The 24232-nt window shown below is 67.5% G+C and carries 26 protein-coding genes; 20 read left to right on the top strand and 6 right to left on the bottom strand.

Going from position 1 to position 24232, the window contains the following annotated elements; translation table 11 throughout:
* Window positions 1–72: 72 nt before the first annotated feature.
* A complete protein-coding gene (locus ACFCV3_RS33170; RefSeq protein WP_376036818.1) occupies window positions 73–723 on the bottom strand; it encodes a TetR/AcrR family transcriptional regulator in 651 nt (216 codons plus the stop codon).
* A 57-nt stretch (window positions 724–780) separates the two neighbouring features.
* Here ACFCV3_RS33170 and ACFCV3_RS33165 point away from each other — a divergent pair, with 57 nt between their 5' ends.
* Together ACFCV3_RS33165 and ACFCV3_RS33160 are read left to right on the top strand one after the other, a co-directional pair.
* On the top strand, window positions 781–1293 hold the full coding sequence (locus tag ACFCV3_RS33165; RefSeq protein ID WP_376036815.1) for an ester cyclase: 513 nt from the start codon (window positions 781–783) through the stop codon (window positions 1291–1293).
* Window positions 1294–1338: 45 nt separating this feature from the next.
* Window positions 1339–2121 (top strand): enoyl-CoA hydratase/isomerase family protein, encoded by a 783-nt coding sequence (locus tag ACFCV3_RS33160; RefSeq protein WP_376036812.1) that lies wholly within the window; start codon window positions 1339–1341, stop codon window positions 2119–2121.
* Here the strand turns inward: ACFCV3_RS33160 and ACFCV3_RS33155 are convergent.
* Window positions 2113–2418: a YciI family protein gene (locus ACFCV3_RS33155; protein ID WP_376036809.1), complete on the bottom strand. Its 306-nt coding sequence runs from the start codon at window positions 2416–2418 to the stop codon at window positions 2113–2115. The genes ACFCV3_RS33160 and ACFCV3_RS33155 overlap by 9 nt on opposite strands.
* Window positions 2419–2495: 77 nt before the next feature.
* A complete protein-coding gene (locus ACFCV3_RS33150) occupies window positions 2496–2651 on the bottom strand; it encodes a DUF6131 family protein (protein ID WP_165956732.1) in 156 nt (51 codons plus the stop codon).
* A 167-nt stretch (window positions 2652–2818) separates the two neighbouring features.
* Here ACFCV3_RS33150 and ACFCV3_RS33145 point away from each other — a divergent pair, with 167 nt between their 5' ends.
* From ACFCV3_RS33145 to ACFCV3_RS33130, 4 genes are read left to right on the top strand one after another with little or no spacing between them, the layout of a single operon-like run.
* Window positions 2819–3172, top strand: coding sequence for a YciI family protein (locus ACFCV3_RS33145; RefSeq protein WP_376037167.1), 354 nt, complete (start codon window positions 2819–2821; stop codon window positions 3170–3172).
* On the top strand, window positions 3169–4401 hold the full coding sequence (locus ACFCV3_RS33140) for an RNA polymerase sigma factor (protein ID WP_376036807.1): 1233 nt from the start codon (window positions 3169–3171) through the stop codon (window positions 4399–4401). The genes ACFCV3_RS33145 and ACFCV3_RS33140 overlap by 4 nt, the downstream gene beginning before the upstream one ends.
* A gap of 38 nt (window positions 4402–4439) precedes the next feature.
* Window positions 4440–5117, top strand: coding sequence for a hypothetical protein (locus ACFCV3_RS33135; RefSeq protein WP_376036806.1), 678 nt, complete (start codon window positions 4440–4442; stop codon window positions 5115–5117).
* Between the two features lie 50 nt (window positions 5118–5167).
* Window positions 5168–5557, top strand: coding sequence for a RidA family protein (locus tag ACFCV3_RS33130; RefSeq protein ID WP_376036804.1), 390 nt, complete (start codon window positions 5168–5170; stop codon window positions 5555–5557).
* On the opposite strand, the gene ACFCV3_RS33125 is transcribed toward ACFCV3_RS33130, so the two are convergent.
* Window positions 5554–6105, bottom strand: a complete 552-nt coding sequence (locus tag ACFCV3_RS33125) for a DUF4240 domain-containing protein (protein WP_376036801.1) — start codon at window positions 6103–6105, stop codon at window positions 5554–5556. The genes ACFCV3_RS33130 and ACFCV3_RS33125 overlap by 4 nt on opposite strands.
* A gap of 40 nt (window positions 6106–6145) precedes the next feature.
* Window positions 6146–6943 carry an alpha/beta fold hydrolase gene (locus tag ACFCV3_RS33120; protein ID WP_376036799.1) on the bottom strand — a complete coding sequence of 266 codons (798 nt, stop codon included), beginning with the start codon at window positions 6941–6943 and terminating at the stop codon, window positions 6146–6148.
* 80 nt (window positions 6944–7023) lie between these two features.
* Here ACFCV3_RS33120 and ACFCV3_RS33115 point away from each other — a divergent pair, with 80 nt between their 5' ends.
* Together ACFCV3_RS33115 and ACFCV3_RS33110 are read left to right on the top strand one after the other, a co-directional pair.
* Entirely contained in the window at window positions 7024–7665 is a 642-nt protein-coding gene (locus tag ACFCV3_RS33115) for a TetR/AcrR family transcriptional regulator (protein WP_376036797.1), read from the top strand.
* A 142-nt stretch (window positions 7666–7807) separates the two neighbouring features.
* Window positions 7808–8125: a hypothetical protein gene (locus ACFCV3_RS33110; protein ID WP_376036795.1), complete on the top strand. Its 318-nt coding sequence runs from the start codon at window positions 7808–7810 to the stop codon at window positions 8123–8125.
* A 65-nt stretch (window positions 8126–8190) separates the two neighbouring features.
* Here ACFCV3_RS33110 and ACFCV3_RS33105 read toward each other — a convergent pair whose 3' ends face one another.
* Window positions 8191–9231 carry a LacI family DNA-binding transcriptional regulator gene (locus tag ACFCV3_RS33105; RefSeq protein ID WP_376036792.1) on the bottom strand — a complete coding sequence of 347 codons (1041 nt, stop codon included), beginning with the start codon at window positions 9229–9231 and terminating at the stop codon, window positions 8191–8193.
* Between the two features lie 161 nt (window positions 9232–9392).
* On the opposite strand from ACFCV3_RS33105, the gene ACFCV3_RS33100 reads away from it, so the two are divergent.
* The 12 genes from ACFCV3_RS33100 (at window position 9393) to ACFCV3_RS33045 (ending at window position 24195) form a co-directional block, all read left to right on the top strand.
* Complete coding sequence (locus ACFCV3_RS33100) at window positions 9393–10889, top strand: sugar ABC transporter ATP-binding protein (RefSeq protein WP_376036789.1); 1497 nt, start codon at window positions 9393–9395, stop codon at window positions 10887–10889.
* Window positions 10886–11905 (top strand): ABC transporter permease, encoded by a 1020-nt coding sequence (locus tag ACFCV3_RS33095; protein ID WP_376036788.1) that lies wholly within the window; start codon window positions 10886–10888, stop codon window positions 11903–11905. The genes ACFCV3_RS33100 and ACFCV3_RS33095 overlap by 4 nt, the downstream gene beginning before the upstream one ends.
* Window positions 11895–12863, top strand: coding sequence for an ABC transporter permease (locus ACFCV3_RS33090; RefSeq protein ID WP_376036785.1), 969 nt, complete (start codon window positions 11895–11897; stop codon window positions 12861–12863). The genes ACFCV3_RS33095 and ACFCV3_RS33090 overlap by 11 nt, the downstream gene beginning before the upstream one ends.
* 11 nt (window positions 12864–12874) lie before the next feature.
* Window positions 12875–13933 carry a rhamnose ABC transporter substrate-binding protein gene (rhaS, locus tag ACFCV3_RS33085; protein ID WP_376036782.1) on the top strand — a complete coding sequence of 353 codons (1059 nt, stop codon included), beginning with the start codon at window positions 12875–12877 and terminating at the stop codon, window positions 13931–13933.
* Window positions 13933–14259, top strand: coding sequence for an L-rhamnose mutarotase (locus ACFCV3_RS33080; protein WP_132405327.1), 327 nt, complete (start codon window positions 13933–13935; stop codon window positions 14257–14259). The genes rhaS and ACFCV3_RS33080 overlap by 1 nt, the downstream gene beginning before the upstream one ends.
* Before the next feature lie 3 nt (window positions 14260–14262).
* Window positions 14263–15420 carry an L-rhamnose isomerase gene (rhaI, locus tag ACFCV3_RS33075; RefSeq protein ID WP_376036779.1) on the top strand — a complete coding sequence of 386 codons (1158 nt, stop codon included), beginning with the start codon at window positions 14263–14265 and terminating at the stop codon, window positions 15418–15420.
* Window positions 15420–17438 (top strand): bifunctional aldolase/short-chain dehydrogenase, encoded by a 2019-nt coding sequence (locus tag ACFCV3_RS33070; protein ID WP_376036778.1) that lies wholly within the window; start codon window positions 15420–15422, stop codon window positions 17436–17438. Before rhaI ends, ACFCV3_RS33070 begins: the two co-directional genes overlap by 1 nt.
* Before the next feature lie 12 nt (window positions 17439–17450).
* On the top strand, window positions 17451–18860 hold the full coding sequence (locus ACFCV3_RS33065; protein WP_376036776.1) for an arabinose isomerase: 1410 nt from the start codon (window positions 17451–17453) through the stop codon (window positions 18858–18860).
* On the top strand, window positions 18857–20227 hold the full coding sequence (locus tag ACFCV3_RS33060) for a rhamnulokinase family protein (RefSeq protein ID WP_376036774.1): 1371 nt from the start codon (window positions 18857–18859) through the stop codon (window positions 20225–20227). The genes ACFCV3_RS33065 and ACFCV3_RS33060 overlap by 4 nt, the downstream gene beginning before the upstream one ends.
* Before the next feature lie 6 nt (window positions 20228–20233).
* The gene (locus tag ACFCV3_RS33055) at window positions 20234–20470 is read left to right on the top strand and encodes a helix-turn-helix domain-containing protein (protein ID WP_132405318.1); all 237 of its coding nucleotides are present in this window, start codon (window positions 20234–20236) and stop codon (window positions 20468–20470) included.
* Window positions 20471–20611: 141 nt separating this feature from the next.
* Window positions 20612–23593, top strand: a complete 2982-nt coding sequence (locus ACFCV3_RS33050) for a family 78 glycoside hydrolase catalytic domain (RefSeq protein WP_376036772.1) — start codon at window positions 20612–20614, stop codon at window positions 23591–23593.
* A 53-nt stretch (window positions 23594–23646) separates the two neighbouring features.
* Window positions 23647–24195 (top strand): hypothetical protein, encoded by a 549-nt coding sequence (locus ACFCV3_RS33045; RefSeq protein WP_376036770.1) that lies wholly within the window; start codon window positions 23647–23649, stop codon window positions 24193–24195.
* The last annotated feature ends 37 nt before the right edge of the window (window positions 24196–24232 follow it).

Here is a 24232-nt window from a genome sequence, read left to right as displayed (position 1 = left end):
TAACGCATTGCGAACATGCCGAAGGGGTGTTGAGCGTGATCTGCCCGCTATTCGGATGTAATCGATCCGAGATCAAACGCTTGGCTCCGATAACAGGCTCCCGATGAGACCTGCCGTGACGAACTCTCCGTACTGCCGCGGTGACCATCTGCGGATCACGACCAGCAGTTCGTAGAGTTCGACGGCGATATAGGTCCACAGAACGTCGGCGACCTCCTCGACCTCGAGTCCGGATCGCAGGTCACCGGTCGCCACCAGATGCCGGGCAAACAGAGTCATCCCGGTCAGTCGCTCGTCGAGCAGGGTCTGCCAGGTTTCCCGCAGGGTCTCGTCGCTGTGCCGGCCGTCCCGGATCATGATCTGCACCCGGGCCGACCGCTCGGCCCGCTCGACCATGCCGTCGACGTACAGCCGGAGCTTCCGCCGTACGTCGGGTTCGGCCTGAATGGTCTCGGCCTCTGCGCGCTGGGCGACCGGGACCGGTTCGTCGTCACCGGCGATCACTTGGTCGAAGACCGCCTTGGCCAGCGCGGCCTTGGTGCCGAATCCCTTGTAGATGCTCTCCGCCGAGACGCCTGCCCGCCGGGCCACGGCCGCGATCGTGGTCGCCTGGAACCCGTCGGACTCGAACAGTTCGCGGGCCGCGGCCACGACGGTACGGCGTCGCTGCCGGGCCTGCTCGCGCCGGCCGGACGCGTCGTACTGCCGCTTGACTTCCGCCATTCACCGTCCCATGCTTTTGAGTGCAGTATCACTGTATCTAATTAGGGGGAGAACCTGATGGACACCACCGAAGCGATCGGCATCGCCGCTCGCTGCATCAAGATCATGGCCGACGGGGAGCCGGCCGACTTCGAGGAGCTCGTGCACCCGGAGGCGGTCAACCACGAGGACAGCGCCGAGCCGCCCGAGTGCCGCAAGCCCGGACCGGCCGGCTACTACGCGACCGCGCTCTGGCTGCGGACCGCGTTCGCCGACCTTGCCTACGACATCCACTACGTCGTGACCGAGGGGGATCTGGTCGCGATCAACTCGACGATGAGCGGGCGGCACGTCGCGCCGTTCGCCGTGTACGACGAGAGCGGCGCGGTGGACTCCGTGTTCCCGCCGACCGGCAAGACGTTCGCGGTGAGCCAGTCGCACTGGTTGCGGATCAAGGACGGCAAGGTCGTCGACCACTGGGCGAACCGGGACGACATCGGCCAGGCCAAGCAGCTCGGCTGGGTCCCGCCGACCCCGCTGTACCTGATCAAGATGGCGCGCGCCAAGGCCCGGCTCAAGCGTGCGATGTGACCCACGAGGCGGCGCGACCACGGCCTGCGCTGGTTGACTGCTGGAATGGATGACCTCGGGTTCCAGATCCAGAGTGGCGTGGTCGCCCGGCTGGTGATCGATCGGGTGCCGAAGCGGAACGCGCTGACGCGGGCGATGTGGGAGGCGCTGCCCGGTCTGCTGGCCGAGCTGGCCGCGAACGACGAGGTCAAGGTCCTGGTCGTCACCGGCGCCGGGCCGAGCTTCTCCGCCGGTGCGGATATCGGTGAGCTGATCTCCGGCGCCGACCCGGCCGACCCGATGGCCGAGCTGCGGGCCTTCAACCTGCGAGCCCAGCAGGCGCTGCGCGAGTTCCCGAAACCGACGATCGCGATGGTCCGCGGCCATTGCATCGGCGGTGGGCTCGAGATCGCGGTGAACTGCGACTTCCGGTTCGCTGCGCACGGTTCGACGTACGGCGTGACTCCGGCCCGGATCGGGGTCGTGTATCCGCCGGCGGCGATCAAGGTCCTGCTCGACCTGGTCGGTCCGGCGACGACGAAGTACCTGCTGTTCAGTGGTGAGCTGCTGACCGCAGAACAGGCTGAGCTCAAGGGCTTGGTCGATCGCGTGGTCGGCGAGCTCGATCTGGAGTCGGAGGTCGACGAGTTCGCGGCCACGCTGGTGTCGCGGTCGCAGCTGACGATCCGGTCGGCCAAGGAGACCGTGAACGCGTTGCTCGCCGAGACGGATGCGGACACGGCCGCGCTGGCGCGCTACCAGGAGACGATCGCGAGTGGCGAGCTGGCGGAGGGCATCACGGCCTTCGGCGAGCGGCGCTCGCCGCGCTTCCCCTGGCACTCAAGCTGAGATCAGCGTCCCGCGGAGCTCGACCCGATCACCCACCGCAGCCGAGACCTGCGCAGCCACTGCCTCCGCCCGGGCCTGGTCCGGTACGTCGATCAGCAGGAACCCGGCGAGCGGCTCCTCGATGAACGGCCCGGCCGTGACCACTTGAGCGCCGTTGCGGATCTGCACGATCCGGCCGTCGCTGGGCGGCAGGAGTCCTTCGGAGCTGACCAGCTCACCACTCGCCGTCAGCTCGGCCCGCACGGCATCCAGCGCGGCGGGGGCGTTGGCGGAGAAGATCATCACGACGTACTTCATGGCGACACCGTAACCGTCGGCTCCGACAGAAAACCCCGCGGACCGGATCGGCCCGCGGGGTTGTGTTCTGCTGTGGCTTAGAACCAGTGTCGACGTCCCCCGACCGCACGGCCGGTGGACCCGAGCAGGAACAGCACTGCCCCGACCACGAGCAGCACGATGCCGATCGTCCACAAGATCGAGATCTTCAGCAAGAACCCGAGCAACAACAGAATCAAACCGAGGATGAGCATGGAGCCTCCTTACGAGAGCCGCCAGGCGGAATGAACGGCGGCCACTCCTCCAGTGCCCATCTGATCAAACCGCAATCCCCAACGACCGTTTGTCGAAGTCGGTGCCACGGTCTCGACGTACCTGGTGAGAGGCTCGAGCGAGTTAGAGGATGGTGCCTGTGAAGTACATGCTGATGATCTACAGCAGCCCGGAGAGCTGGGCCGGGCTGTCTGCCGAGCAACGCGACGGATTGACGCGTGCGCACAACGAGCTGACCCAAGAGCTGCGTGAACAGGGTCTACTGGTCAGTGCGGCCGGTCTGGCCGACCCCATCACCAGTCGGACGGTGTCGGTGCGTGATGACGCCACTACGACGACAGACGGACCCTATGCCGAGGCGAAGGAGCACTTGGCCGGGTTCTACGTGGTCGAGTGTGAGGACATCGACCAGGCGATCGGCTATGCCGCGCGGATGCCGGACGCGGAGTACCTCGCCGTGGAAGTGCGCCCTGTGATGGAGACGTCCGGGTTGGAGATGTGAAGGACTTCGAGCTGCTCCTGCGCGAGCAGACGCCACAGGTGCTGAGTGCTCTGGTGCGGCACTACGGTCACTTCGATCTGGCCGAGGAGGCTGTGCAGGAAGCGCTGTTGGCTGCTGCACAGCAATGGCCGGACGAAGGAGTGCCCGACAATCCACGTGGCTGGCTGATCCGGGTCGGTTCGCGTCGGCTGATGGACCTGCTGCGCAGTGAGTCGGCCCGGCGTAAACGTGAGGAGAACGCCGCACAGCTGGCCATGCCTGAAGAGTTCGTTGCCTCAGGCCCCGAAATTGACGAGTTGGGTGGGCAGGACGACACCCTGACGTTGCTGTTCCTGTGCTGCCACCCTGCACTCTCGCCGGCATCGCAGATCGCACTCACACTGCGCGCTGTCGGCGGTCTGACCACCGCACAGATCGCTGCGGCGTTTCTGGTGCCGGAGTCGACCATGGCACAACGGATCAGCCGGGCGAAGCGTGGCATCAAGCAGGCAGGTAGCACGTTCGAGCTGCCGCCCGAGGCGGAGCGATCCGAGCGGATGAGCGCCGTACTGCATGTCCTCTACCTGATCTTCAACGAGGGCTACACAGCCTCATCCGGTACGGCGTTGCACAGTGCCGAGCTGACGGGTGAGGCGATCCGGCTGGTGCGTGCGGTGCGGAGGTTGCTGCCGGACGACGGTGAGGTCGCGGGGCTGCTGGCGCTGATGCTGCTCACCGATGCACGGCGGGCGGCTCGGACGACCAGTGAGGGCGCACTGGTTCCGCTGGGCGAGCAGGACCGGTCGTTGTGGAACAAGGAGGCGATCGTCGAGGGCGAGGCCTTGGTCTCCGATGCGCTCACTCACACGCGGATCGGGCCGTACCAGGTGCAGGCCGCGATCGCTGCGGTCCATGACACTGCCGAGCGCGCCGAGGACACGGACTGGCGGCAGATCGTCGCCCTGTACGACGTACTCGAGCAGCTCGTCGACAACCCGATGGTGAAGCTCAATCACGCAGTAGCAGTCGGTATGGCGGTCGGCCCGAAGGAGGGTCTCGCCGTACTGGAGCCGTTGGAGTCCGACGGCCGGGTGACCGAACACCACCGGTTGGAGGCCGTCCGCGCGCACCTGCTCGAGATGGCCGGTGATATGGCGGCTGCCCGAGAGAGCTACCTGCTGGCGGCCCGCCGTACGACGAGTGTGCCGGAGCGGGACTACCTGCAGTCCAAGGCGGACCGCCTGAGCTGAAGTCGCAATAGGCCCTCAGGTGTGGTCAAGTTGGAGCTGTGGACCTGACGAGGGCGTCGCTCCTGAGGGAGATGCTGACCGGGACCGAGTTGGGTACGCAGACTCGGGACTTCGGCCACTCGCTGCGCCGCTACACGACCCGCACCGGCGGTCTGATGCTGTTCGGCCCGGTCGACGAGGAGCCGTGGCACCTGACCGCCCACCTGGACGACGAGCTGCACCGGGCCGGCGTAGAGAGCATCCGCCCGTCCCTGGTGCGCTGGGCGCCACCACCGGACGCACCGCCGCATCTCGCGATCGGACTGGACCGCCTGCGCGACGCAGGTCGTGGCGAGTCCCTGCTGGTGGTCGCCGAGGAGGACCCCGCTGACACCCTGCTGGAGCGGATCAGCGACGTACGGCGTCGTGGTACGACGATCTTCAGCATCGGCAACGGTGACAAGGAACTGTCGTCACTCAGCCACGAGGTGCTCACCCCGGAGCTGCTGGTGCCGGACGGGTTCGGCTGGGCCAGCCGGCCGATCAGCTTCGACCACGACGAGCCAGAGTACGAACCACAGCCTGCCGTGACCGACCTGGACTCACAGGCCGCCGAAGGCTTCGAGATGGCCCAGCACCTGGTCAGCCTGGCCGCAGCCGACGAAGAGGCCGGCCAACCCGCCTGGCGCCGCCGCCTCCGCACCGCGATCGAGCGCCTCGGCGGCGAACCCGCCTGACCCTTTTTAACTGGTAGAACGAAAGAAACCGGTTAGTGAGGAGTGGCGAGATGGTCGAGATCACGCAGCTGGATCCGCAGATACTGCCGCAGCGGATCGGGCAGTACACGAACGGAATCCTGGTGACCGGCGGCGAACGGACGGTGTACGTCAGCGGTCAGGTCCCGTGGGGGGACGAGGACGGACGTGTTCCCGAATCGTTCGAGGACCAGTGCCGGATGGTTTGGCGCAACGTGCTCGCCGTCCTCAGCGAAGCCGGTATGGGTGTGCAGAACATCGTCAAGGTGAACACCTACCTGGCGGATCGGCAGTACCGCGCCGCCAACAACGAGATCCGCCTCGAGATCCTCGACGGTCACGCACCGGCGCTGACCATCATCATCTGCGACATCTTCGCCGAGGAATGGCTCCTCGAGATCGACGTCGTCGCAGTCGCCTAACCCTCGAGGTACAGCCCCGCCAGCCGGGGTAGGTGGTCGTGGAGGTCGTCTTCGTTGTCGAAGTCGATCTCCTCGCCCAGCGGCAGGTCCGGTGTGTCCGGGGCCTCGGCCTCGACCGCCTTCCAGTACGCCGCCTCGTCGCCGGTCACGTTCTTGTAGGCGTGACTCCCGACGTGCAGCATGCCTTCGCCGTCGAACCCCTCGAACCCGTCCGGCCGGTCCTCGTCGACCACGTCGGCGAGCGAATCCGGGTCGACCAGCGCGGCCTCCCAGATCTCCCGGCCCTGCGCGACCAGCCAGCCCCGGAACGAGTCGAACCCGTCCTCCGAAGCGCCCGCGTTGATCAGGTACGCCGCCGCCCACAGGTCCCACCGGTACGACTCGACCTGCAGTCGTGCGAGCTCGATCCCGAACTCCACGATCTCCTCGGCCGTCAGCCCCGCCAGCTCCCGCGTCAGCGCGTCCGCAACCCCGTCCGGATCCGCGACGGTGTCGTCCACCGTTTCGCGCGCACCTTCCACCGCTTTCCAGAACCCGTCCCTGTCCACCCCCAAAGCGTCTCAAAAGCCCAGCTCATTCGGGAGGGGTTCATCCAGCGAATTCGCGCAGGTTCGCAGCCAGTACGTCGGCGGTGGTGCCGTGGTCGGCGCCGGGAACGGCTTTGAGGGTGGCCGTGGGGACGTGGGCGGCGACTGCCTTGGCGCCGGAGACAAGCGCCGGCCAGGTCTGGTCGCCGTACAGGACGTTGACGGGGACGTCGATGGTCGTCCAGCGGTCGGCGGGCAGCGGGTTGCCGGACATCGTGGTGCCCATGATGCGGCCGTCGTAGGAGATGGTGTGGGCGACGTCGACGACGGGCTGGAAGTGCGGCGTCTCACGCATGCCGGCGACCGTCTCGGGCGGGAGGCCGACGGCAGCGGTCATGAAGACCTCGGCGGCCAGGTCGGGTCGACCGGCGGCGATGTGGGTCTCGAGCTGCTCGACGTAGTCGCTGGGCAGGGGCGGGCGGGAGTCGTCGACGACGACCGGCGGCTCGAACGCGACGACCCTGGAGATCGGGAGGCCGGCTTCCGCGGCGTCGAGGGCCAGGAGCGAGCCGGATGACCAGCCGAAGACGATCGCGGGCCGGCCGGCGTCCTCGATCAGGGCGGCGAGGTCCTCGATCTCCCGCTGGATCGCGTACGGCGCGGTGTCGCTGCTCTGCCCGCGGCCGCGGCGGTCGTAGACGTAGGTGCGGAACTGGTCGCTCAGCAGTTTGGCGGTCTCGGCGTTCAGCGGGTTCACCGCGCTGTGGGCGGTGGCGCCGTCGACGATGATCAGCGGCTGACCCTCGCCGTACACGTCGTAGCTGATGGTGGTGCCGTCGGCGGACTTCACGGTGCTCATGGGGCTCTCCTCAGGGGATCGTTCGGAACTAGACCGTACAGTACTCGACGGAAAACTAGACTGTCCAGTATGATTTCGTCATGGAGCTGAACCCGGAAGGCCGCACTGCCACCAAACGCCGCGCGATCCACGCGGCGGCCACCGAGGTGTTCCTCCAGCACGGCTATCTCGGCGCGAGTATGGACGAGGTCGCGGCCAAGGCCGGCGTCTCCAAACAGACCGTCTACAAGCAGTTCGAGAACAAGGAACGCCTCTTCGCCGAGATCGTCCTCGCGACGAACGACCAGCTAGCGGTCAACTTGGCCAAGGCGTACGCCGAGACTCTCGACGGCGCGACCGATGCCCGCGAAGCCCTGCGGGCACTGGCCTTCCGGCTCCTCGAGAGCCTGATCGCCGACCACGTCCTCCAGCTCCGCCGCCTCGTGATCGCCGAGGCCGACCGCTTCCCCGAAGTCTGCGGTGCCTGGTTCACCAGCGGCTTCGAGAAATCCCTCGAAACCCTCGGCCAAGCCCTCACCGGCCTCACCGACCGAGGCCTGCTCCGCACCCTCGACGACCCCACCCTCGTCGCCTACCAGTTCGCCGGCCTGGTCATGTACAAACCCATGAACCGAGCCATGTTCGCCGGCACCCGAGAACGCCCCGAACCAGCCGAACTGGAAACCCTCGCCACCCAAGCCGTAGACGTCTTCCTGGCCTCCTACGGCGCCGAAGAACAGTGACTCGGCGGACCGATAGCATCGCCGCTGTGCACTACACGCCCATGGGTCACCGCACCGTCGTCTGGTCCACCGCGATCGGCGTGATCTTTGCCGGCATCAGCTGTGGCGGACATGGGCCCAGGCGGCCCGGGAGGACGTGGATATGACGGATCATCGCACCAGACCTGCCGATCCTTGGTCGGACGGCGGCGATCCCGCCCGAGCACGCCGTCTCGCCTGGATGTGGACCGGGTTCTCCGCCGTGTGGTGGGGCGCGGCCGCGTTCCAGGTCCTCAGCTGGTGGACCGCTCAAGTGACCGATCGCGCAGGCGAGTACGAGTGGCGGGGTTACGCCGACGGCGACATGTTTCCGTGGTACCTGGTGATCCCGTTCGGGCTACTGGGACTGGTCTTCGCGATCGTTGCCGTACGCAAGTGGTCCCGTGCCGCTCAACTGAGAAGGAACACACCAGCCGCATGAGCGGAGGCGCTCTGTTGCGAGGCGGGCAAACCCGACTAGTACCCGTTCTTCCGTGCGCCGCCGCGTCAGGCGGTGCCGCGGGTGGACGTCCGGACGACGAGTTCGGGGGTGAAGGTGACTCGTTGGTGTTCGTGGTCCGGGTTGGAGGATTCGTCCAGGAGGAGTTCGGCGGCGGTTCGGCCGAGGAGCTGGCGGGGCTGGCGGACCGAGGTGAGGGGTACGGCGGCGGCTTCGGCGAACTCGATGTCGTCGTAGCCGACGATGGCGAGGTCCTCGGGGACGCGGAGGCCGAGGCTCACGCATTGCTGGAGTAGTCCCAGGGCCAGCAGGTCGTTCGCGCAGAAGGCGGCGGTCGGGCGGCGGGAGGCGGGGAGGCCGGCGAGTCGTTGCCCTGCGCCCCTACCTTCGGCGACGGTGAGGGCGCCGGTGGTGATCTCGATCAGGTCGTCCTCGGACCGGCCGGCCTTGCGCAGCGCGTTGCGGCCGCCGTCGCGGCGGTCCACGACCTGACCGATCGTGAGCGGGCCGCCGACGTACGCGATCCGCTCGTGGCCGAGCTCGAGCAGGTGGGCGATCGCGAGCTCACCGCCGAGAACGTCGTTCACCGCGACCGAGCAGTGCTCGCCGCCGTCGATCGCGCGGTCGACCACGACCACCGGCGTACCGCGGGCGGGCAGTGAGCGCAGGCGTGAGGAGTGCTGGTCGATCGGGGTGATGAGCACGCCCTGGACGCGTTGCTGTTCGAGCAGGTCGAGGTAGTCGGCCTCGCGCTCGGCGTCCTCGTTGCTGTTGCAGAGGAAGACCGACAGGCCGGCCGCGCGGGCCGCCTCCTCGACGCCCTTCGCGACATCGGTGAAGAACGGGTTGCCGGCATCGAGCATCAGGTACGCGAGGATCCGGCTGCTGCCGGCCCGGAGCTGCCGGGCGGACTCGTTGCGGACGAAGCCGAGCGAGGCCATCGCGGCCTCGACCTTGGCCCGGGTCATCGGACTGACCATCTCGGGCCGGTTCAGCACGTTCGAGACCGTGCCGAGGGAGACGCCGGCCGCGGCGGCGACCGCCTTCACGCCGGCGGTGTGCCCGCGGCGCCGGGTGTCGTCCGCCACGCAACCTCCCCGCCTCAGGTCAAACGTTGAAACGTCTTAGGGCCCGAAGCGTACCGCGAGATCTGCGCAATCCGCACTCCACCTCTTGACGCCCGCAAGCCGCCACCCGTACTTTCCTCCCAAGACTTTGAAACCTTTCAGAGCCGAGCTGGAGGTGACCGATGGCGGCACTGCTGCGGGTCCGTGGCGTGTCGAAGTCGTTCGGCGCGGTCGCCGCGGTCCGGGACGTCTCCTTCGACCTGTACGGCGGGGAGGCGCACGCCCTGGTCGGCGAGAACGGTGCCGGCAAGTCCACGATCGTGAAGATGCTGGCCGGTGTGCACCGCCCGGACGACGGCTCCCTCGAGCTCGACGGTACGGCGCTCGCCCTGACCGGACCCGCCGACGCGAAGGCGGCCGGGATCGCGGTCATCTACCAGGAACCGACTCTCTTCCCCGACCTGTCGGTGGCCGAGAACATCGCGATGGGCCGCCAGCCACTGGGTCGTTTCAACACCATCGACCGGGCCGCCATGGTGCGCCAGGCCGCGCGCCTCTTCACCCGCCTGGGCGTGTCGATCGACCCGAACCGTCCGGCGCGCGGCCTGTCGATCGCCGATCAGCAACTGGTCGAGATCGCGAAGGCACTGTCCGTCGACGCCCGCGTCGTGGTGATGGACGAGCCGACCGCAGCGCTCACCGGGGTCGAGGTCGAGCGCCTGTTCGCGGTCGCCCGCTCACTCCGTGACGACGGCGCCGCGCTGCTGTTCATCTCGCACCGGTTCGAGGAGATCACTGCCCTCTGTCAGCGCGTCACGATCATGCGCGACGGCAAGCATGTCGCGACCGACCTCCTCGCAGACACCAGTGTCGACGAGATGGTTCGCCGGATGGTCGGCCGTGATCTCGACGCGCTCTTCCCCAAGCAGGACGTCGCCCCGGGCGCGACCGTCCTCAAAGTCGAGGGCCTGACCCGAGACCCGGTCTTCAAGGACATCTCGTTCGAAGTGAAAGCCGGTGAGATCGTCGCGCTCGCCGGTCTGGTCGGCTCCGGCCGCTCCGAGGTGGTGCAGTCGATCTTCGGCGTCGACCCGCGCGACGCCGGCACCGTCGAGGTGCTCGGCAAGACGCTCAAGCCGAAGAACCCCAAGCAGGCCATGGCCGCCGGCGTCGCGCTCGTCCCGGAGGACCGCCGCCAGCAAGGCCTGGTGATGGAGCTGTCGATCGAGCGCAACGTGACGCTTCCGCGGTCCCGATCGCTGTCCCAGCTCGGTTTCCTCACCGGTAGCAGCGAACGCCGCTCGGCCAAGGAATGGACCGAGCGCCTGAAGACGAAGTACGGGCGACTCTCCGACGAGGTCGGCACATTGTCCGGTGGCAACCAGCAGAAGGTCGTGCTGGCCAAGTGGCTCGCGACCGGACCCCGGGTGCTGATCGTCGACGAGCCGACGCGCGGGATCGATGTCGGTACCAAGGCCGAGGTGCACCGGTTGATGTCCAGCCTCGCCGCGGAAGGAGTCGCCGTACTGATGGTGTCGTCGGAGTTGCCCGAGGTGCTCGGGATGGCCGATCGCGTACTGGTGATGCGCGAGGGCCGCCTGGTCGCCGAGCTGAGCCGCACCGAGGCCACCGAGGAGTCCGTCATGTTCGCCGCGACCGGTCAGGAGGCGACGGTATGACGGCTGTCGAGCTGCCCGCGCCGCGCCGCAACACGCTGAGCGTCGTACTGCGCGCCCGTGAGCTGGGCATCGTCATCGCGCTGGCCTTGCTGGTGGCGGTGACCGCGATCTCGAACCCGCGCTTCCTGTCCGGGCAGAGCGTCCGCGACATCCTGCTCAACACCGCGATCCTGGCCGTTCTGGCGGTCGGCCAGGCGGTGGTGGTGATCACCCGCAACATCGATCTGTCGGTCGGCTCGGTGCTCGGCCTGAGCGCCTTCACCGTCGGCACACTGCTCCAGAACAACCCCGGGCTGCCGGTCGTCGTCGCGCTGCTGGCCGGTGCCGCGGTCGGCGGGGTCTGTGGCGTCCTCAACGGCGTCCTGGTCCGCTATGGCAAGGTCCCCGCGCTCGTGGTGACGCTCGGCACCTTGTACGTCGTTCGCGGGGTCACGTACTTCTGGGCCGGCGGTAGTCAGATCAACGCCGACGAACTCCCACCGGGGTTCCTGAGCTTCGGCAACGCATCCCTGCTCGGCGTACCGCTGTTGGTGCTGATCGCGCTCGGAGCCTTAGTGGTGACCGCAGTCGTGCTGCGCAACTACCGGGTCGGCCGCGAGCTGTACGCGATGGGCTCCAGCCCACAGGCCGCCCAACTCGCCGGCATCCCGGTTGGCCGCCGTACCGTCGGCGCCTTCCTGGTGAGCGGCGCGTTGGCCGGAGTGGCGGGCGTCTTGTTCGCTGCCCGGTTCGGCACGATCGATGCCGCGGCCGGTACGGGCCTCGAGCTGAACGTGGTCGCGGCCGTGGTGGTCGGCGGAGTCGCCGTCTTCGGTGGCAGCGGGTCGGTCTGGGGTGCCGCGCTCGGCGCGTTGCTGCTGACCACGATCGGCAGTGCGCTCGCCGTTCTCGAGATCAACCAGTTCTGGCAGCAGGCGATCGTCGGCGGCCTGATCCTGCTCGCGATCGGCGCCGACCGGCTGGTCGCCGTCCGGGTCGCGGCCGGTCTGAAGAAGCGAGGCTCCCATGTCGGCTGAGCTCACTGAAACTCGCGTAGGCCGTATCGCCAACTGGAATGTCGCGATCATCGCGATCACCGTGCTGGTGCTGATCATCGCCGCCGCGAGCGTCGACAGCTTCGGTACCGGACAGAACTTCGGCTTCCTGGTTCTCGACCTGCTGCCGATCGCCCTGGTCGCCCTCCCGATGACACTGGTCATCGTCACCGGCGAGATCGACCTGTCCGTCGCCAGCACCCTGGGACTGTCCAGCGCGGTCATGGGCTACCTGTGGAACGCGAACCAGCCGATCGAGACGATCATCCCGATCTGCCTGCTCCTCGGCGCAGTCCTGGGTGCAGTCAACGGCTTCTTCGTCACCGTCCTCGGCCTCCCGTCCCTCGCCGTCACCATCGGCACCCTCGCCCTCTACCGCGGTCTCGCCTTCGTCGTCCTCGGCGACGGCGCAGTGGCCGACTTCCCGGCCGTCTACACCGACTGGGTCACCGGAACCATCGGCAGTACGCCGATCCCGAACGTCCTGATCGTGATCGTCGTCCTGGCCGCCGTCTTCGGGGTCATCCTGCACGCCACCCCGATCGGCCGGGCTGTGTTCGCGGTCGGCGCCGGTGAGCAGGCGGCTCGGTTCGCCGGGATCCGGCCCGGTCGCCTGAAGTTCTGGCTGTACGTCGCCAGTGGCGTGATCTCGGGTCTTGCCGGGGTGCTGTGGACGCTGCGCTACTCCAGCGCGCGCGCCGACAACGGCGCCGGCCTCGAACTCGCGGTGGTCGCCGCCGTACTGCTCGGTGGTGTCTCGATCTTCGGTGGCAAGGGCGCCCTGCCCGGAGTCATCGCCGGCGTGGTCCTGCTCGGTTCCCTGCAGAACGCGCTCCGCCTCTCCGATGTGTCCAACGAGGCGCTGAACGTCGTCACCGGCGTCCTCCTCATCGCCTCCGTGCTCGGCCCCAACCTGGCTCATCGAATCCGTCGTACCTGAAAGGACGAACCATGCGTAAACCCCTCACTGTTGCGGTGGCGCTGCTGGCGCTGACCGCGTGCGGCGGTACGACGAAGTCGAGTACCGAGGGTCAGAACACCCCTGCCCCGCAAGGCTCGGCGGGTAAGGCGGATCCGAACGCGCCGCTCAAGGAAGGGCTGAAGATCGCCTATCTCCCCAAGCAGCTGAACAACCCGTACACCGATGTCGAGGTCGGCGGCGGCAAGGTCGCGGTCGACGAGATCAAGGGCACCTACAAACTGGTCGGCCCGAACGACGCCAGCGCGTCCTCGCAGGTCAGCTACATCAACACGCTGATCCAGCAGCAGCAGGACGTGATCGTGGTCGCGGCCAACGACCCGAACGCGGTCTGCCCCTCGCTGAACCAGGCGCGCAAGGCCGGGATCAAGGTCGTCACGTTCGACTCCGACGCCTCCAAGACCTGCCGGGACGCGTTCATCAACCAGGCCACCACGCAGGGCATCGGTGAGAGCCTGGTCAAGATGGCGAGTGAGCTGGCCGGCGGTTCTGGTGAGATCGCCGTGCTGTCCGCCACCCCGAACGCCACGAACCAGAACTCCTGGATCGAGGTGATGAAGACCGAGCTGGCCAAGCCGGAGAACGCGAAGCTCAAGCTGGTCAAGATTGCCTACGGCAACGACGACGACCAGAAGTCGTTCACCGAGGCGCAGGGGCTGCTGCAGTCCTACCCGAACCTGAAGGTGATCGTCTCCCCGACGACGGTCGGGATCGCGGCCGCTTCGCGGTACGTGAGCGCCTCCAGCTACAAGGGCAAGGTCGCGATCACCGGTCTCGGGCTGCCGAACCAGATGCGCCAGTACGTCAAGGACGGCACGGTGAAGAAGTTCGCGCTCTGGAACCCGGCCGATATCGGCTACCTGGCGGCGTACGCGGGCGCGGCGATGAGCTCGGGCCAGATCACTGGTGCACAGGGCGAGAAGTTCAAGGCCGGCAAGCTCGGTGAGTACACGGTCGGCGCGGACGGTGAGATCGTCCTCGGCCCGCCGACCGAGTTCACTGCCGAGAACATCGACAAGTTCGACTTCTGATGCAGCGCTACTGCTTCTGCCTCCAGGTCCGCCCCGACCGGCTGGACGAGTACGTCGAACGTCATCGCGACGTCTGGCCGGAGATGCAGGCGGCGCTGCGGGAAGCCGGGTGGCACAACTACTCGCTCTTCCTGCGCGACGACGGACTGCTGATCGGGTACGTCGAGTCGCCGGATCTGGACGCGGCGCAGCGAGCGATGGCGGCCACCGAGGTCAACGCCCGGTGGCAGGCCGAGATGACCGAATTCTTCCAAGGGACCGACGGTGCGGCGCCGGACGAATCGTTCCAGCTGCTCCCGGAGATCTTCCATCTACAAGAGGACTGAGACATGAGCAGCGTGACGGATGCCCTCAAACGTCAGGAGATCGAGCTCCCCTCGTGGGCGTTCGGGAACTCCGGGACCCGGTTCAAGGTGTTCGCCCAGCCGGGAGTGCCGCGGTCGCCGCAGGAGAAGATCGCCGACGCGGCCGTCGTGCACAGGTTCACCGGGATCGCGCCGAGCGTCGCGCTGCACATCCCGTGGGACAAGGTGGACGACTACGCGGAGCTGGCGGCGTACGCGAAGGAGCAGGGGGTCCGGCTCGGGGCGATCAACAGCAACGTCTTCCAGGACGACGACTACAAGCTGGGCAGCGTCACCAACCCCGATCCGCGGGTACGGCGCAAGGCCACCGACCACCTGCTCGAATGTGTCGACATCATGGACGCGACCGGGTCCCGCGATCTGAAGCTGTGGTTCTCCGACGGCACGAACTACCCGGGCCAGGACGACATCCAGGACCGGCAGGACCGGCTCGCGACCGCGCTGAAAGAGGTGTACGACCGGCTCGGGGACGACCAGCGGATGCTGCTGGAGTACAAGCTGTTCGAGCCGGCCTTCTACACGACCGACGTACCGGACTGGGGAACGTCGTACGCGCACTGCCTCGAACTGGGGCCGAAGGCAACGGTGTGTATCGACACCGGGCATCACGCGCCGGGGACGAACATCGAGTTCATCGTGGCGTTCCTGCTGCGGGTGAAGAAGCTCGGTGCGTTCGACTTCAACAGCCGGTTCTACGCCGACGACGACCTGATGGTCGGGTCGGCCGATCCGTTCCAGCTGTTCCGGATCATGTCCGAGATCGTCCGCGGTGACGCGCTGGATCCGGACCGCGGGATCGCGTTCATGCTCGACCAGTGCCACAACATCGAGGTCAAGATCCCGGCGATCATCCGCTCGGTGATGAACGTCCAGGAGGCCACCGCGAAGGCGTTGCTGGTCGACCGGGAGGCGCTGAAGAAGGCTCAGCAGGAAGGCGACGTGCTGGAGGCGAACGCCGTACTGATGGATGCCTACAACACCGATGTGAGGCCGCTGCTGGCCGAGCTGCGGGAGTCGCAGGGGCTCGATCCGGACCCGATCGCGGCGTACAAGCGCAGTGGGTACTTCGAGCAGATCGTCAAGGACCGTGCCGACGGCCAGCAGGCCGGATGGGGAGCGTGATGGAACTCGTTGCCAGGAGCAACCGCCTGGGTGCGGATCCGCGGAACACCAACTATGCCGGCGGGAACACGTCGGCGAAGGGTGCCGCGGTGGATCCGGTGACTCAGCAGCCCGTCGACCTGCTGTGGGTGAAGGGTTCCGGGGGTGACCTCGGCACGCTGACCGAGGCCGGGCTCGCGGTTCTGCGGCTCGACCGGTTACGTGGGCTGGTCGACGTGTACCCGGGTGTCGAGCGCGAGGACGAAATGGTCGCCGCCTTCGACTACTGCCTGCATGGCAAGGGCGGCGCGGCGCCGTCGATCGACACCGCTATGCACGGGCTGGTCGATGCGCCGCATGTCGATCACCTGCACCCGGACTCCGGGATCGCACTGGCGACGGCCGCGGATGGCGAGAAGCTGACTGCCGAGTGCTTCGGGGACCGGGTGGTCTGGGTGCCGTGGCGGCGGCCCGGATTCCAGCTCGGCCTGGACATTGCTGCAGTGCATCGTGACAACCCGTCAGCCATCGGCTGCATCTTGGGTGGTCACGGCATCACGGCTTGGGGTGCGACCTCGGCTGAGTGTGAAGCGAACTCACTCGAGATCATCCGTACGGCGGAACGCTTCATCGCTGACCGGGGTATCGCGGAACCGTTCGGTGCCGTGGTGCCCGGGTTCGAGGCCCTGCCGGTCGCTGAGCGCCGGGCGCGCGCGGCTGCGCTGGCCCCGGTGATCCGCGGCCTCGCCTCAACCGACAAACCGCAGGTGGGCCACTACACCGACTCGGACGTCGTACTGGAATTCACCGCGCGTGAGCGGTTGGCGGAGCTGGCCGCGTTGGGCACGTCCTGCCCGGATCACTTCCTGCGGACCAAGGTGCGGCCGCTCGTGCTCGACCTGCCGCCGAGTGCGTCGGTGGAGGACGCGGTGGAGCGGCTGAAGGAGCTTCACGAGGCGTATCGCGAGGAGTATTCGGCCTACTACCAGCGGCACGCGGATGCCGACAGTCCGGCGATGCGGGGTGCGGATCCGGCGATCGTGCTGGTGCCCGGGGTCGGGATGTTCAGCTTCGGCAAGGACAAGCAGACGGCTCGGGTGGCCGGCGAGTTCTACGTGAACGCGATCAACGTGATGCGCGGTGCGGAGGCGGTGTCGTCGTACGCGCCGATCGACGAGCGGGAGAAGTTCCGGATCGAGTACTGGGCGCTGGAGGAGGCCAAGCTGCAGCGGATGCCCAAGCCGAAGCCGCTCGCGACCCGTGTCGCGTTCGTGACCGGTGGCGGCTCGGGAATCGGTAAGGCGATCGCGCAGCGGCTGGCGGCCGAGGGCGCGTGTGTCGTGGTGGCCGATCTCGATCTGGCCGCGGCCGAAGCGGTCGCGAAGGAGATCGGCTCCAGCGACGTCGCTGTCGCGGTGGGAGCCGATGTCTCTGATGCGGCTGCGGTCGACGCTGCCTTCGAGGAGGCGGTGCTCGCCTTCGGGGGCGTGGATCTGGTCGTCAACAACGCCGGACTGTCGATCTCGAAGTCGTTGCTGGAGACAACTGAACGCGACTGGGACCTACAGCATGACGTGATGGCCAAAGGCTCGTTCCTGGTCTCGCGGGCGGCCGCGAAGGTGCTGATCGATCAGGGCATCGGCGGCGACATCGTCTACATCTCCAGCAAGAACGCCGTCTTCGCCGGCCCGAACAACGTCGCGTACGGCGCGGCCAAGGCCGACCAGGCGCACCAGGTTCGACTGCTCGCCGCCGAGCTCGGCCAGTACGGCGTCCGCGTCAACGGCGTGAACCCGGACGGCGTCGTCCGAGGCTCGGGGATCTTCGCGAAGGGCTGGGGTGCGAAGCGGGCCGCGGTGTACGGCGTACCCGAGTCGGAGCTCGGTGCGTACTACGCCCAGCGCACGCTGCTGAAGCGGGAGGTGCTGCCGGAGAACGTCGCGGCGGCGGTCTTCGCGCTCGTGGGTTCGGACCTGAGTCACACCACGGGACTGCACGTGCCTGTCGACGCCGGCGTGGCTGCCGCGTTCCTGCGGTAAGAGGAGCCTGGGATGGAGCGGATCGTGACTCGGAAGACGAGGATCGGACTGGTCGCCGGTGGACTGGGGGCGTACTGGCCGCAGTTCCCTGACCTGCTGCCGCAGTTGCAGGCGTCCGCTCACCGGGTGTCCGAGCGGTTCGCTTCGCTGGACTGCGAGGTCGTGGATGTCGGGTTCATCTCTGATGCGCAGGAAGGTGCTGCGGCGGCGGAGAAGCTGCGGCTGGCCGACTGCGATCTGATTGTGGGCTTCCTGACCACGTACATGACGGCGTCGATGCTGGTGCCGGTGGCGCAGCGGAGTGGTGCGCCGGTGCTGCTGCTGAATCTGCAGCCGACGGAGTCGATGGATCACGCGACGTTCGACACCGGTGCCTGGCTCGCGTACTGCGGTGCTTGTCCGCTGCCGGAGATGGCGAATGCGTTCGAGCGCTGCGGGATCGAGTTCCGGTCGGTGTCGGGGTACCTCGAGGACGAGCGGGCGTGGGCGCGGATCGGCCGATGGATCCGGGCGGCCGGCGTACGGGCTGCGTTTCGGCATGGGCGGCACGGCCTGCTCGGGCATCTGTATCCCGGCATGATGGACGTCGTCACTGATCCGACGCTGGTGTCCGCGCAGCTCGGTGGACATGTGGAGATCCTGGAGATCGACGATCTGCGGGTCCGGGTCGAGAAGGTCACCTCAGCGGAGACGGACGCCCGGATGGCGCTGGCCCGGGAGATCTTCACGCTGGACGACTCGGTGGTCGAGGACGACTTCCGGTGGGGTGCGACGGTCTCCGTAGCGCTGGACCGGTTGGTCGAGGACTTCGACCTGACCACGCTGGCGTACTACCACCGTGGTCTGGACGGGGAGACGCATGAGCGGGTGGCCGCCGGGATGATCCTCGGCGCATCGTTGCTCACGGCCAGGGGTGTGCCGACGGCCGGTGAATACGAGCTGCGGACGTCGCTGGCGATGCTGGTGATGGACAAGCTCGGTGCGGGTGGCTCGTTCACCGAGCTGCAGGCGCTGAACTTCCACGACAACGTGGTGGAGATGGGGCACGACGGGCCGGCGCATCTCGCGATCAGTTCGGCCAAGCCGTTGCTGCGTGGGCTGGGTGTCTACCACGGTAAGCGTGGGTGGGGAGTGTCCGTCGAGTTCGACGTTCGTCAGGGACCGGTCACGTTGTGCGGGCTGGGTCAGCGGCGCGACGGCACGTTCCACCTGATCGCTTCCGAGGGGAACGTCGTACCGGGGCCGTTGCTCCAGATCGGGAACACGACGTCGCGGGTGGACTTCGGCCGTGACCCGGGTGAGTGGACCGATGCGTGGTCCGCGTCTGGTGTCGCGCACCACTGGGCGCTCGGCACCGGCCACCGCGTCAAAGACCTGGAGGCCGTCGCCGGTCTCCTCCGCCTCGACCTCACCGTTATATGAAGCGCGTCGCGGCGGTCGACCTCGGGGCCTCCAGCGGACGCGTCATGCTCGGCGAGGTCGGCCCCGACGTGCTGAACCTGACCGAGGTCAACCGCTTCTGGAACGGCCCGGTCGACGTCCGCGGCACCCTGCACTGGGACATCCTCCACCTCTACCGCTCCATGCTGGATGGCCTGCACAAGGCCGGTCCGGTGGACTCCCTCGCCATCGACTCCTGGGCCGTCGACTACGGCCTCCTGGACGCCTCCGGTCAGCTGCTGAGCAACCCGATCCACTACCGCGACAGCCGCACCCAAACGTCGGTCGGTGAGGTGCTGCAGAAGATCTCCGCTCCAGACCTGTACGAGGTGACCGGTCTCCAACAGTTGCCGATCAACACCCTGTACCAGCTGGCTGCTGAGCACCGGCTCGAGCAGGCTCAGACACTCCTCCTCATCCCCGACCTGCTTGCTTACTGGCTCACCGGCTCGATCGGCGTGGAGCGGACCAACGCTTCCACCACCCAGCTGTACGACGTGCGCCGTCGGGAGTGGGCAACCGCGCTGGCCGAGCAGGTCGGCGTACCGGCTCGGGTTCTGCCTCGGTTGTGGGAAGCGGGGGACACGATTGGTTCGTACGACGGGACCCCGGTGATTGCGGTGGGGTCGCACGACACGGCGTCTGCTGTGGTGAGTGTGCCGACCGAGACAGAGCGGTTCGCGTACATCTCGTCGGGGACGTGGTCACTGGTGGGACTCGAGCTGGACGCACCTGTGCTCACCGAGGAGGCACGTCTCGCCAACTTCAGCAACGAAGGGGGAGTGGATGGGCGGATCCGCTTCCTGCGCAACGTCATGGGCCTCTGGATCCTCCAGGAGTGCCAACGCGTCTGGCAGGACGACGACCTGCCCCGGCTGCTCAGAGAAGCAGCTGCTGCAACACCTTTCGCCTTACTCATCGATCCGGATGCGCCAGAGTTCCTAGCTCCAGGTGACATGCCGGCTCGGATCGGGAACGCACCGAAAGGTGCCGTGGTGCGGTGCGTGCTGGAGAGCCTGGCGCTCGCCTACCGGCGGACGCTGCGGTCGGCACAAGAGCTCGCGGACCGGCCGGTCGACGTACTGCATGTCATCGGAGGCGGCTCCCAGAACGAACTGCTGTGTCAGCTCACCGCAGACGCCTGCGGCCTGCCGGTACTTGCCGGTCCGGTCGAAGCGTCCGCACTGGGCAACGTCCTCGTCCAAGCTCGCGCACTAGGCGAGCCACTGCCGGATCTGGCCGCCATGCGCGCCCTGGTCCGCTCCACCCATCGCCTGCGGCGCTACACCCCGCAGGGCAAACCGGCCGACTGGGACGCCGCCGAGTCCCGGGTGTTCGGAACCAGGTGATACGCAATGACCGCACTCCCCCAGGAACTGCGCCCGCTGCGGGTACCGCCGCGGGAGATCAGCCATGACGATCTGCAGCTGCTCCGCCTCCTCGCCACCGGCTTGCCGATGGACGCGGTGGCGCGCAGGTTGCAGTTGTCCGAACGGACTGTCCGCCGCCGGACGCGCTTGATCTGCGACCGGCTCGGCTTCAGTACCGCGATCGAAGCCATCGTCTGGGCCGCCCGCCGCGGCCTGGTCTAAAGCCCTACCCACTCCCCTGCAGTTCCGCCCCACTGACTGAGGAGCTTTGTCATGCCTCGACACCTTCGAGGGCTCTGCCTTGCCTTGGCAGTCCTCCTGGCTATGCCGATATCCACGGCATCGGCCGCCCCAGCACCTCAGGTGCACAAGCTGAAGACCAACGCTCTCGCCGAACCACTCGGCATCGCCGCCGGCGCACCCCGGCTGAGCTGGCAGCTCGACAGCAGCAGTCGCGGAGTGACCCAGACGCGCTATCAGGTCAGAGTCGCGACCGCAGCCTCTAAATTGAACCGTCCGGATGCGTGGGACAGCGGTGTGGTCCGCTCCGACCGCTCGGTCGATGTCGAGTACGCCGGTACTACGCTGAAGCCGTACACGCAGTACTTCTGGACTGTGCGGGTCTGGGACGGCAACGGCCGCGCTACGCGCTGGTCCGACCCTGCGACGTTCGAGACGGCCCAGTTGAAGCCCTCGGACTGGACTGGTCAGTGGATCGGCGCTGAGAGCCAGCCTGGTCCCGAGTGGACCGACTACACGGTCGATGCCGATGTCACGGTCGCCAAGGAGGCACTGGGCGTCTTCTTCCGCGGCCGCTCCGGCATCGGCTACATGTGGCAGCTCAACTCGATCAACGGGGCGAAGCTGCGGCCGCACGTCCGCCAGCCGGGTGGTGGGTACGTCGTACTCGGGGAGATCCCGCTGAACGTCGACCTGAGCCAGCGGCACCACCTGCGCATCACCGTCGCCGGTAAGACCATCACCACCTGGATCGACGGTACGCAGGTCGACCAGCGGGAGCGGTCTGACCACAACGCGGCCGGGGTCGTGGGTTTCCGCACCAACGGAGCTGAGAGCGGCGTTGTGCATAACCTGGTGGTGACCAACGCCGCCGGTAAGAAGCTGATCGACACCGCCTTCGCGTCCGGTGACCAGACCTTCCCGGACGGGACTGTGCTGCCGAGTGGCGGCCTGCAGGTGAAGGGCAACACGGACCTGTGGCTCCCGGGCCCGCCGCTGCCCGTGTTCAAGCGCACGGTGACGATCCCGGCGGGGAAGAAGGTCGTGCGGGCACGGATGTATGCCGCCGCGCAGGGGATCTACGAGCTGAGCCTGAACGGGCGCAAGGTCGGCGATCAGGAGCTGGCACCGGGCTGGACGGACTACCGGCAGCGCATCCAGTCGCAGACGTACGACGTCACCCGGCAGCTGCGGCCGGGTCAGAACGTGCTGGGTGCCGAGCTGGCCACCGGCTGGTTCGCGGGCAACCTCGCGATGTTCGGGTCGCAGAAGTACGGCAGCGAAACCGCGCTGACCGCCCAACTGCGCATCACGTACTCGGACGGCACCACGGAGGTGGTCGGCACGGATCAGACCTGGCAGACCGCACCGGGCGCCGTACGGGTGGCTGACCTGCTCAACGGCGAGAGCTACGACGCACGTCGTACGGCTACCGAGTGGACGCCCGCTTTGCTGCGGCCCAGCGCGACGGCACAGCTGGTCCCGCAGACCGACCAGCCCGTCCGCGTGACACAGCACTTGGCTGCCAAGGCCATTGCCTCGCCGACCCCGGGTAAGTACCTGTACGACCTCGGACAGAACATGGTCGGCGTTGGACGGTTCAAGCTGACCGGACAGCCGGGGCAGACGGTGACCATCCGGTACGGCGAGGTGCTGAACCCGGACGGGACGCTCTACACCGACAACCTGCGCGGTGCGAAGGCCACTGACCACTACACGTTCGCCACCAACCAGCCGGAGACCTACCAGCCGCGCTTCACCTTCCACGGCTTCCGGTACGTCGAGTTGAGTGCGCCGGCCGATGCGGTCACCGGTGTGGTGATGGGCACCGACGGGGCACAAACAAGCAGGTTCCACACCAACTCCACGCTGGTGAACCAGCTGCACAGCAACATCGTCTGGGGTCAGCGTGGCAACTTCTTGTCGATTCCGACCGACACTCCGGCCCGCGACGAACGGATGGGCTGGACCGGTGACATCAACGTGTTCGCGCGCACTGCCGTCTACAACCTGGACTCACAGGCCTTCCTGACCAAGTGGCTGCAGGACCTGCGAGACAGCCAGGCGGCCGACGGCTCGTACCCGAGTGTTGCGCCGACCGTGCCGGACTCGTTCGACGGCGGCCTCGGGAACGCAGGCTGGGCAGATGCCGGTGTCAACGTGCCATGGACGCTCTGGCAGGCGTACGGCGACACGAACGTGATCCGCTCGCACTACGCGTCCATGGTGCGGTACGTCGACTACCTGGCCTCCCACGTGCCCGGTCTGATCCGCGGTGGCGGTGACTACGGTGACTGGTTGAACCTGGACGACCCGACACCCGGTGACCTGATCGGTACGGCGTTCATGGCCAAGGGTGCCCGCCAGCTCAGCCAGATGGCTGCGGCCATCGGGAACAGTGCGGACGAAACGAAGTACCGGAAGCTGTACGACGACGTCCGGGCCGCGTGGATCGGGCGGTTCGTGGCAGCTGACGGGAAGGTCGGGTCGGACAGTCAGACCGGCTACATCCTCGGGTTCACCAACGACCTGATCCCCGACGTCACCAAGTCCGGTGAGCACTTCGCGAACACCATCCTGCGCCGGGACACGCACCTGTCCACCGGCTTCCTCGGAGTGGACGGGCTGCTGCCGGTGCTGACCAAGATCGGCCGCTCGGATCTCGCCTACAAGCTGCTGCAGAACACGTCGTACCCGTCCTGGGGGTACGAGATCGGCTGGGGCGCGACCACGGTCTGGGAACGCTGGAACTCGATCAACCCGGACGGCACCTTCAACGACGTCGGGATGAATTCCTTCAACCACTATGCGTACGGCGCGGTCGGCGAATGGATGTACCGGACCCTGGGCGGGGTCTCGGCGGCCGAGCCGGGCTATCGCAAGATCCTGATCGCACCGACGCCGGGGGCGGGGATCACCCGGTCCGACTTCGCGCTGGAGACGCCGTACGGCGAGGTGGTCAGTAACTGGAGGACTACTGCGCGCGGCTTCCAGCTGGACGTGACGGTACCGGCCAACACGACGGCAATCATTCGTTTGCCTGGATCTGCGAAGGCAGTGAATGTTGCCTCGGGCACCTACCAGTTCGTGGTGCCGGCTGGTTAGCGGGTGGGCGCGACGGGTACCGGAGGCAGAACCCCGGAACTGAGGAGGAACCCATGGACGGAATGACCGTCCTCTGGATCGTCGTCGCGCTCGCCGTGCTGGTGATTCTGGTCGCGCTGATCGCCGGCGCGTCCAAGACATCGTCCAAGCGCCGTGAAGAGCACCAGCGGCAGCAGGCCGAGCACGACCGCCAGGAGGCCTACGAGAAGGAACAGGAGTCTCGGATCGCGGCCGCTCACGCCGAGCGTCAGCATGCTGTCGCCGATGAGGTCGACGCCCGGGCCAAGCGCGCCGAGGCGGAGTCCGAGGAGAAGGCGGCCGAGGCCCGTCGACTCGCCGCCGGTGCCACTGAGCGCCGTGAGGCTGCCAAGACTGCAGAGCGTGCGGCCGACGAGCACCACGCCGAGGCTGCCGATCTGTACCCGGATGCCGAGGCGCACGCCGACAACACCACGCTGCCGCACGCGGGCGACGCACCCAACGCCCCCCGGGCGCAGGGCGACGTGCCGGACGCCACCCGGACGCAGGCGGAGGCCGACGAGCACTGGGCGGACGGGAACCACCCGCACGACCCGCGGCACTCGAGGCACACGAAGCACTGAGTGAGGACGTCTGATCCCGCCCTGATGTGAGGTCTGC

The sequence above is a fragment of the Kribbella sp. NPDC056345 genome, from assembly GCF_042262745.1.
Classification (GTDB): Bacteria; Actinomycetota; Actinomycetes; order Propionibacteriales; family Kribbellaceae; genus Kribbella.
The sequence above is the reverse complement of the archived record's forward strand: the minus strand, read 5'-3'. Positions and strand labels throughout refer to the sequence as shown.

Bases quoted from the DNA above. Each gene is read 5' to 3' on its own strand.
- ACFCV3_RS33170 (WP_376036818.1), bottom strand. From the start codon at position 723: ATGGCGGAAGTCAAGCGGCAGTACGACGCGTCCGGCCGGCGCGAGCAG.
- ACFCV3_RS33165 (WP_376036815.1), top strand. From the start codon at position 781: ATGGACACCACCGAAGCGATCGGCATCGCCGCTCGCTGCATCAAGATC.
- ACFCV3_RS33160 (WP_376036812.1), top strand. From the start codon at position 1,339: ATGGATGACCTCGGGTTCCAGATCCAGAGTGGCGTGGTCGCCCGGCTG.
- ACFCV3_RS33155 (WP_376036809.1), bottom strand. From the start codon at position 2,418: ATGAAGTACGTCGTGATGATCTTCTCCGCCAACGCCCCCGCCGCGCTG.
- ACFCV3_RS33150 (WP_165956732.1), bottom strand. From the start codon at position 2,651: ATGCTCATCCTCGGTTTGATTCTGTTGTTGCTCGGGTTCTTGCTGAAG.
- ACFCV3_RS33145 (WP_376037167.1), top strand. From the start codon at position 2,819: ATGCTGATGATCTACAGCAGCCCGGAGAGCTGGGCCGGGCTGTCTGCC.
- ACFCV3_RS33130 (WP_376036804.1), top strand. From the start codon at position 5,168: ATGGTCGAGATCACGCAGCTGGATCCGCAGATACTGCCGCAGCGGATC.
- ACFCV3_RS33120 (WP_376036799.1), bottom strand. From the start codon at position 6,943: ATGAGCACCGTGAAGTCCGCCGACGGCACCACCATCAGCTACGACGTG.
- ACFCV3_RS33115 (WP_376036797.1), top strand. From the start codon at position 7,024: ATGGAGCTGAACCCGGAAGGCCGCACTGCCACCAAACGCCGCGCGATC.
- ACFCV3_RS33110 (WP_376036795.1), top strand. From the start codon at position 7,808: ATGACGGATCATCGCACCAGACCTGCCGATCCTTGGTCGGACGGCGGC.
- ACFCV3_RS33100 (WP_376036789.1), top strand. From the start codon at position 9,393: ATGGCGGCACTGCTGCGGGTCCGTGGCGTGTCGAAGTCGTTCGGCGCG.
- ACFCV3_RS33095 (WP_376036788.1), top strand. From the start codon at position 10,886: ATGACGGCTGTCGAGCTGCCCGCGCCGCGCCGCAACACGCTGAGCGTC.
- ACFCV3_RS33090 (WP_376036785.1), top strand. From the start codon at position 11,895: ATGTCGGCTGAGCTCACTGAAACTCGCGTAGGCCGTATCGCCAACTGG.
- rhaS (WP_376036782.1), top strand. From the start codon at position 12,875: ATGCGTAAACCCCTCACTGTTGCGGTGGCGCTGCTGGCGCTGACCGCG.
- ACFCV3_RS33080 (WP_132405327.1), top strand. From the start codon at position 13,933: ATGCAGCGCTACTGCTTCTGCCTCCAGGTCCGCCCCGACCGGCTGGAC.
- rhaI (WP_376036779.1), top strand. From the start codon at position 14,263: ATGAGCAGCGTGACGGATGCCCTCAAACGTCAGGAGATCGAGCTCCCC.
- ACFCV3_RS33070 (WP_376036778.1), top strand. From the start codon at position 15,420: ATGGAACTCGTTGCCAGGAGCAACCGCCTGGGTGCGGATCCGCGGAAC.
- ACFCV3_RS33065 (WP_376036776.1), top strand. From the start codon at position 17,451: ATGGAGCGGATCGTGACTCGGAAGACGAGGATCGGACTGGTCGCCGGT.
- ACFCV3_RS33060 (WP_376036774.1), top strand. From the start codon at position 18,857: ATGAAGCGCGTCGCGGCGGTCGACCTCGGGGCCTCCAGCGGACGCGTC.
- ACFCV3_RS33055 (WP_132405318.1), top strand. From the start codon at position 20,234: ATGACCGCACTCCCCCAGGAACTGCGCCCGCTGCGGGTACCGCCGCGG.
- ACFCV3_RS33045 (WP_376036770.1), top strand. From the start codon at position 23,647: ATGGACGGAATGACCGTCCTCTGGATCGTCGTCGCGCTCGCCGTGCTG.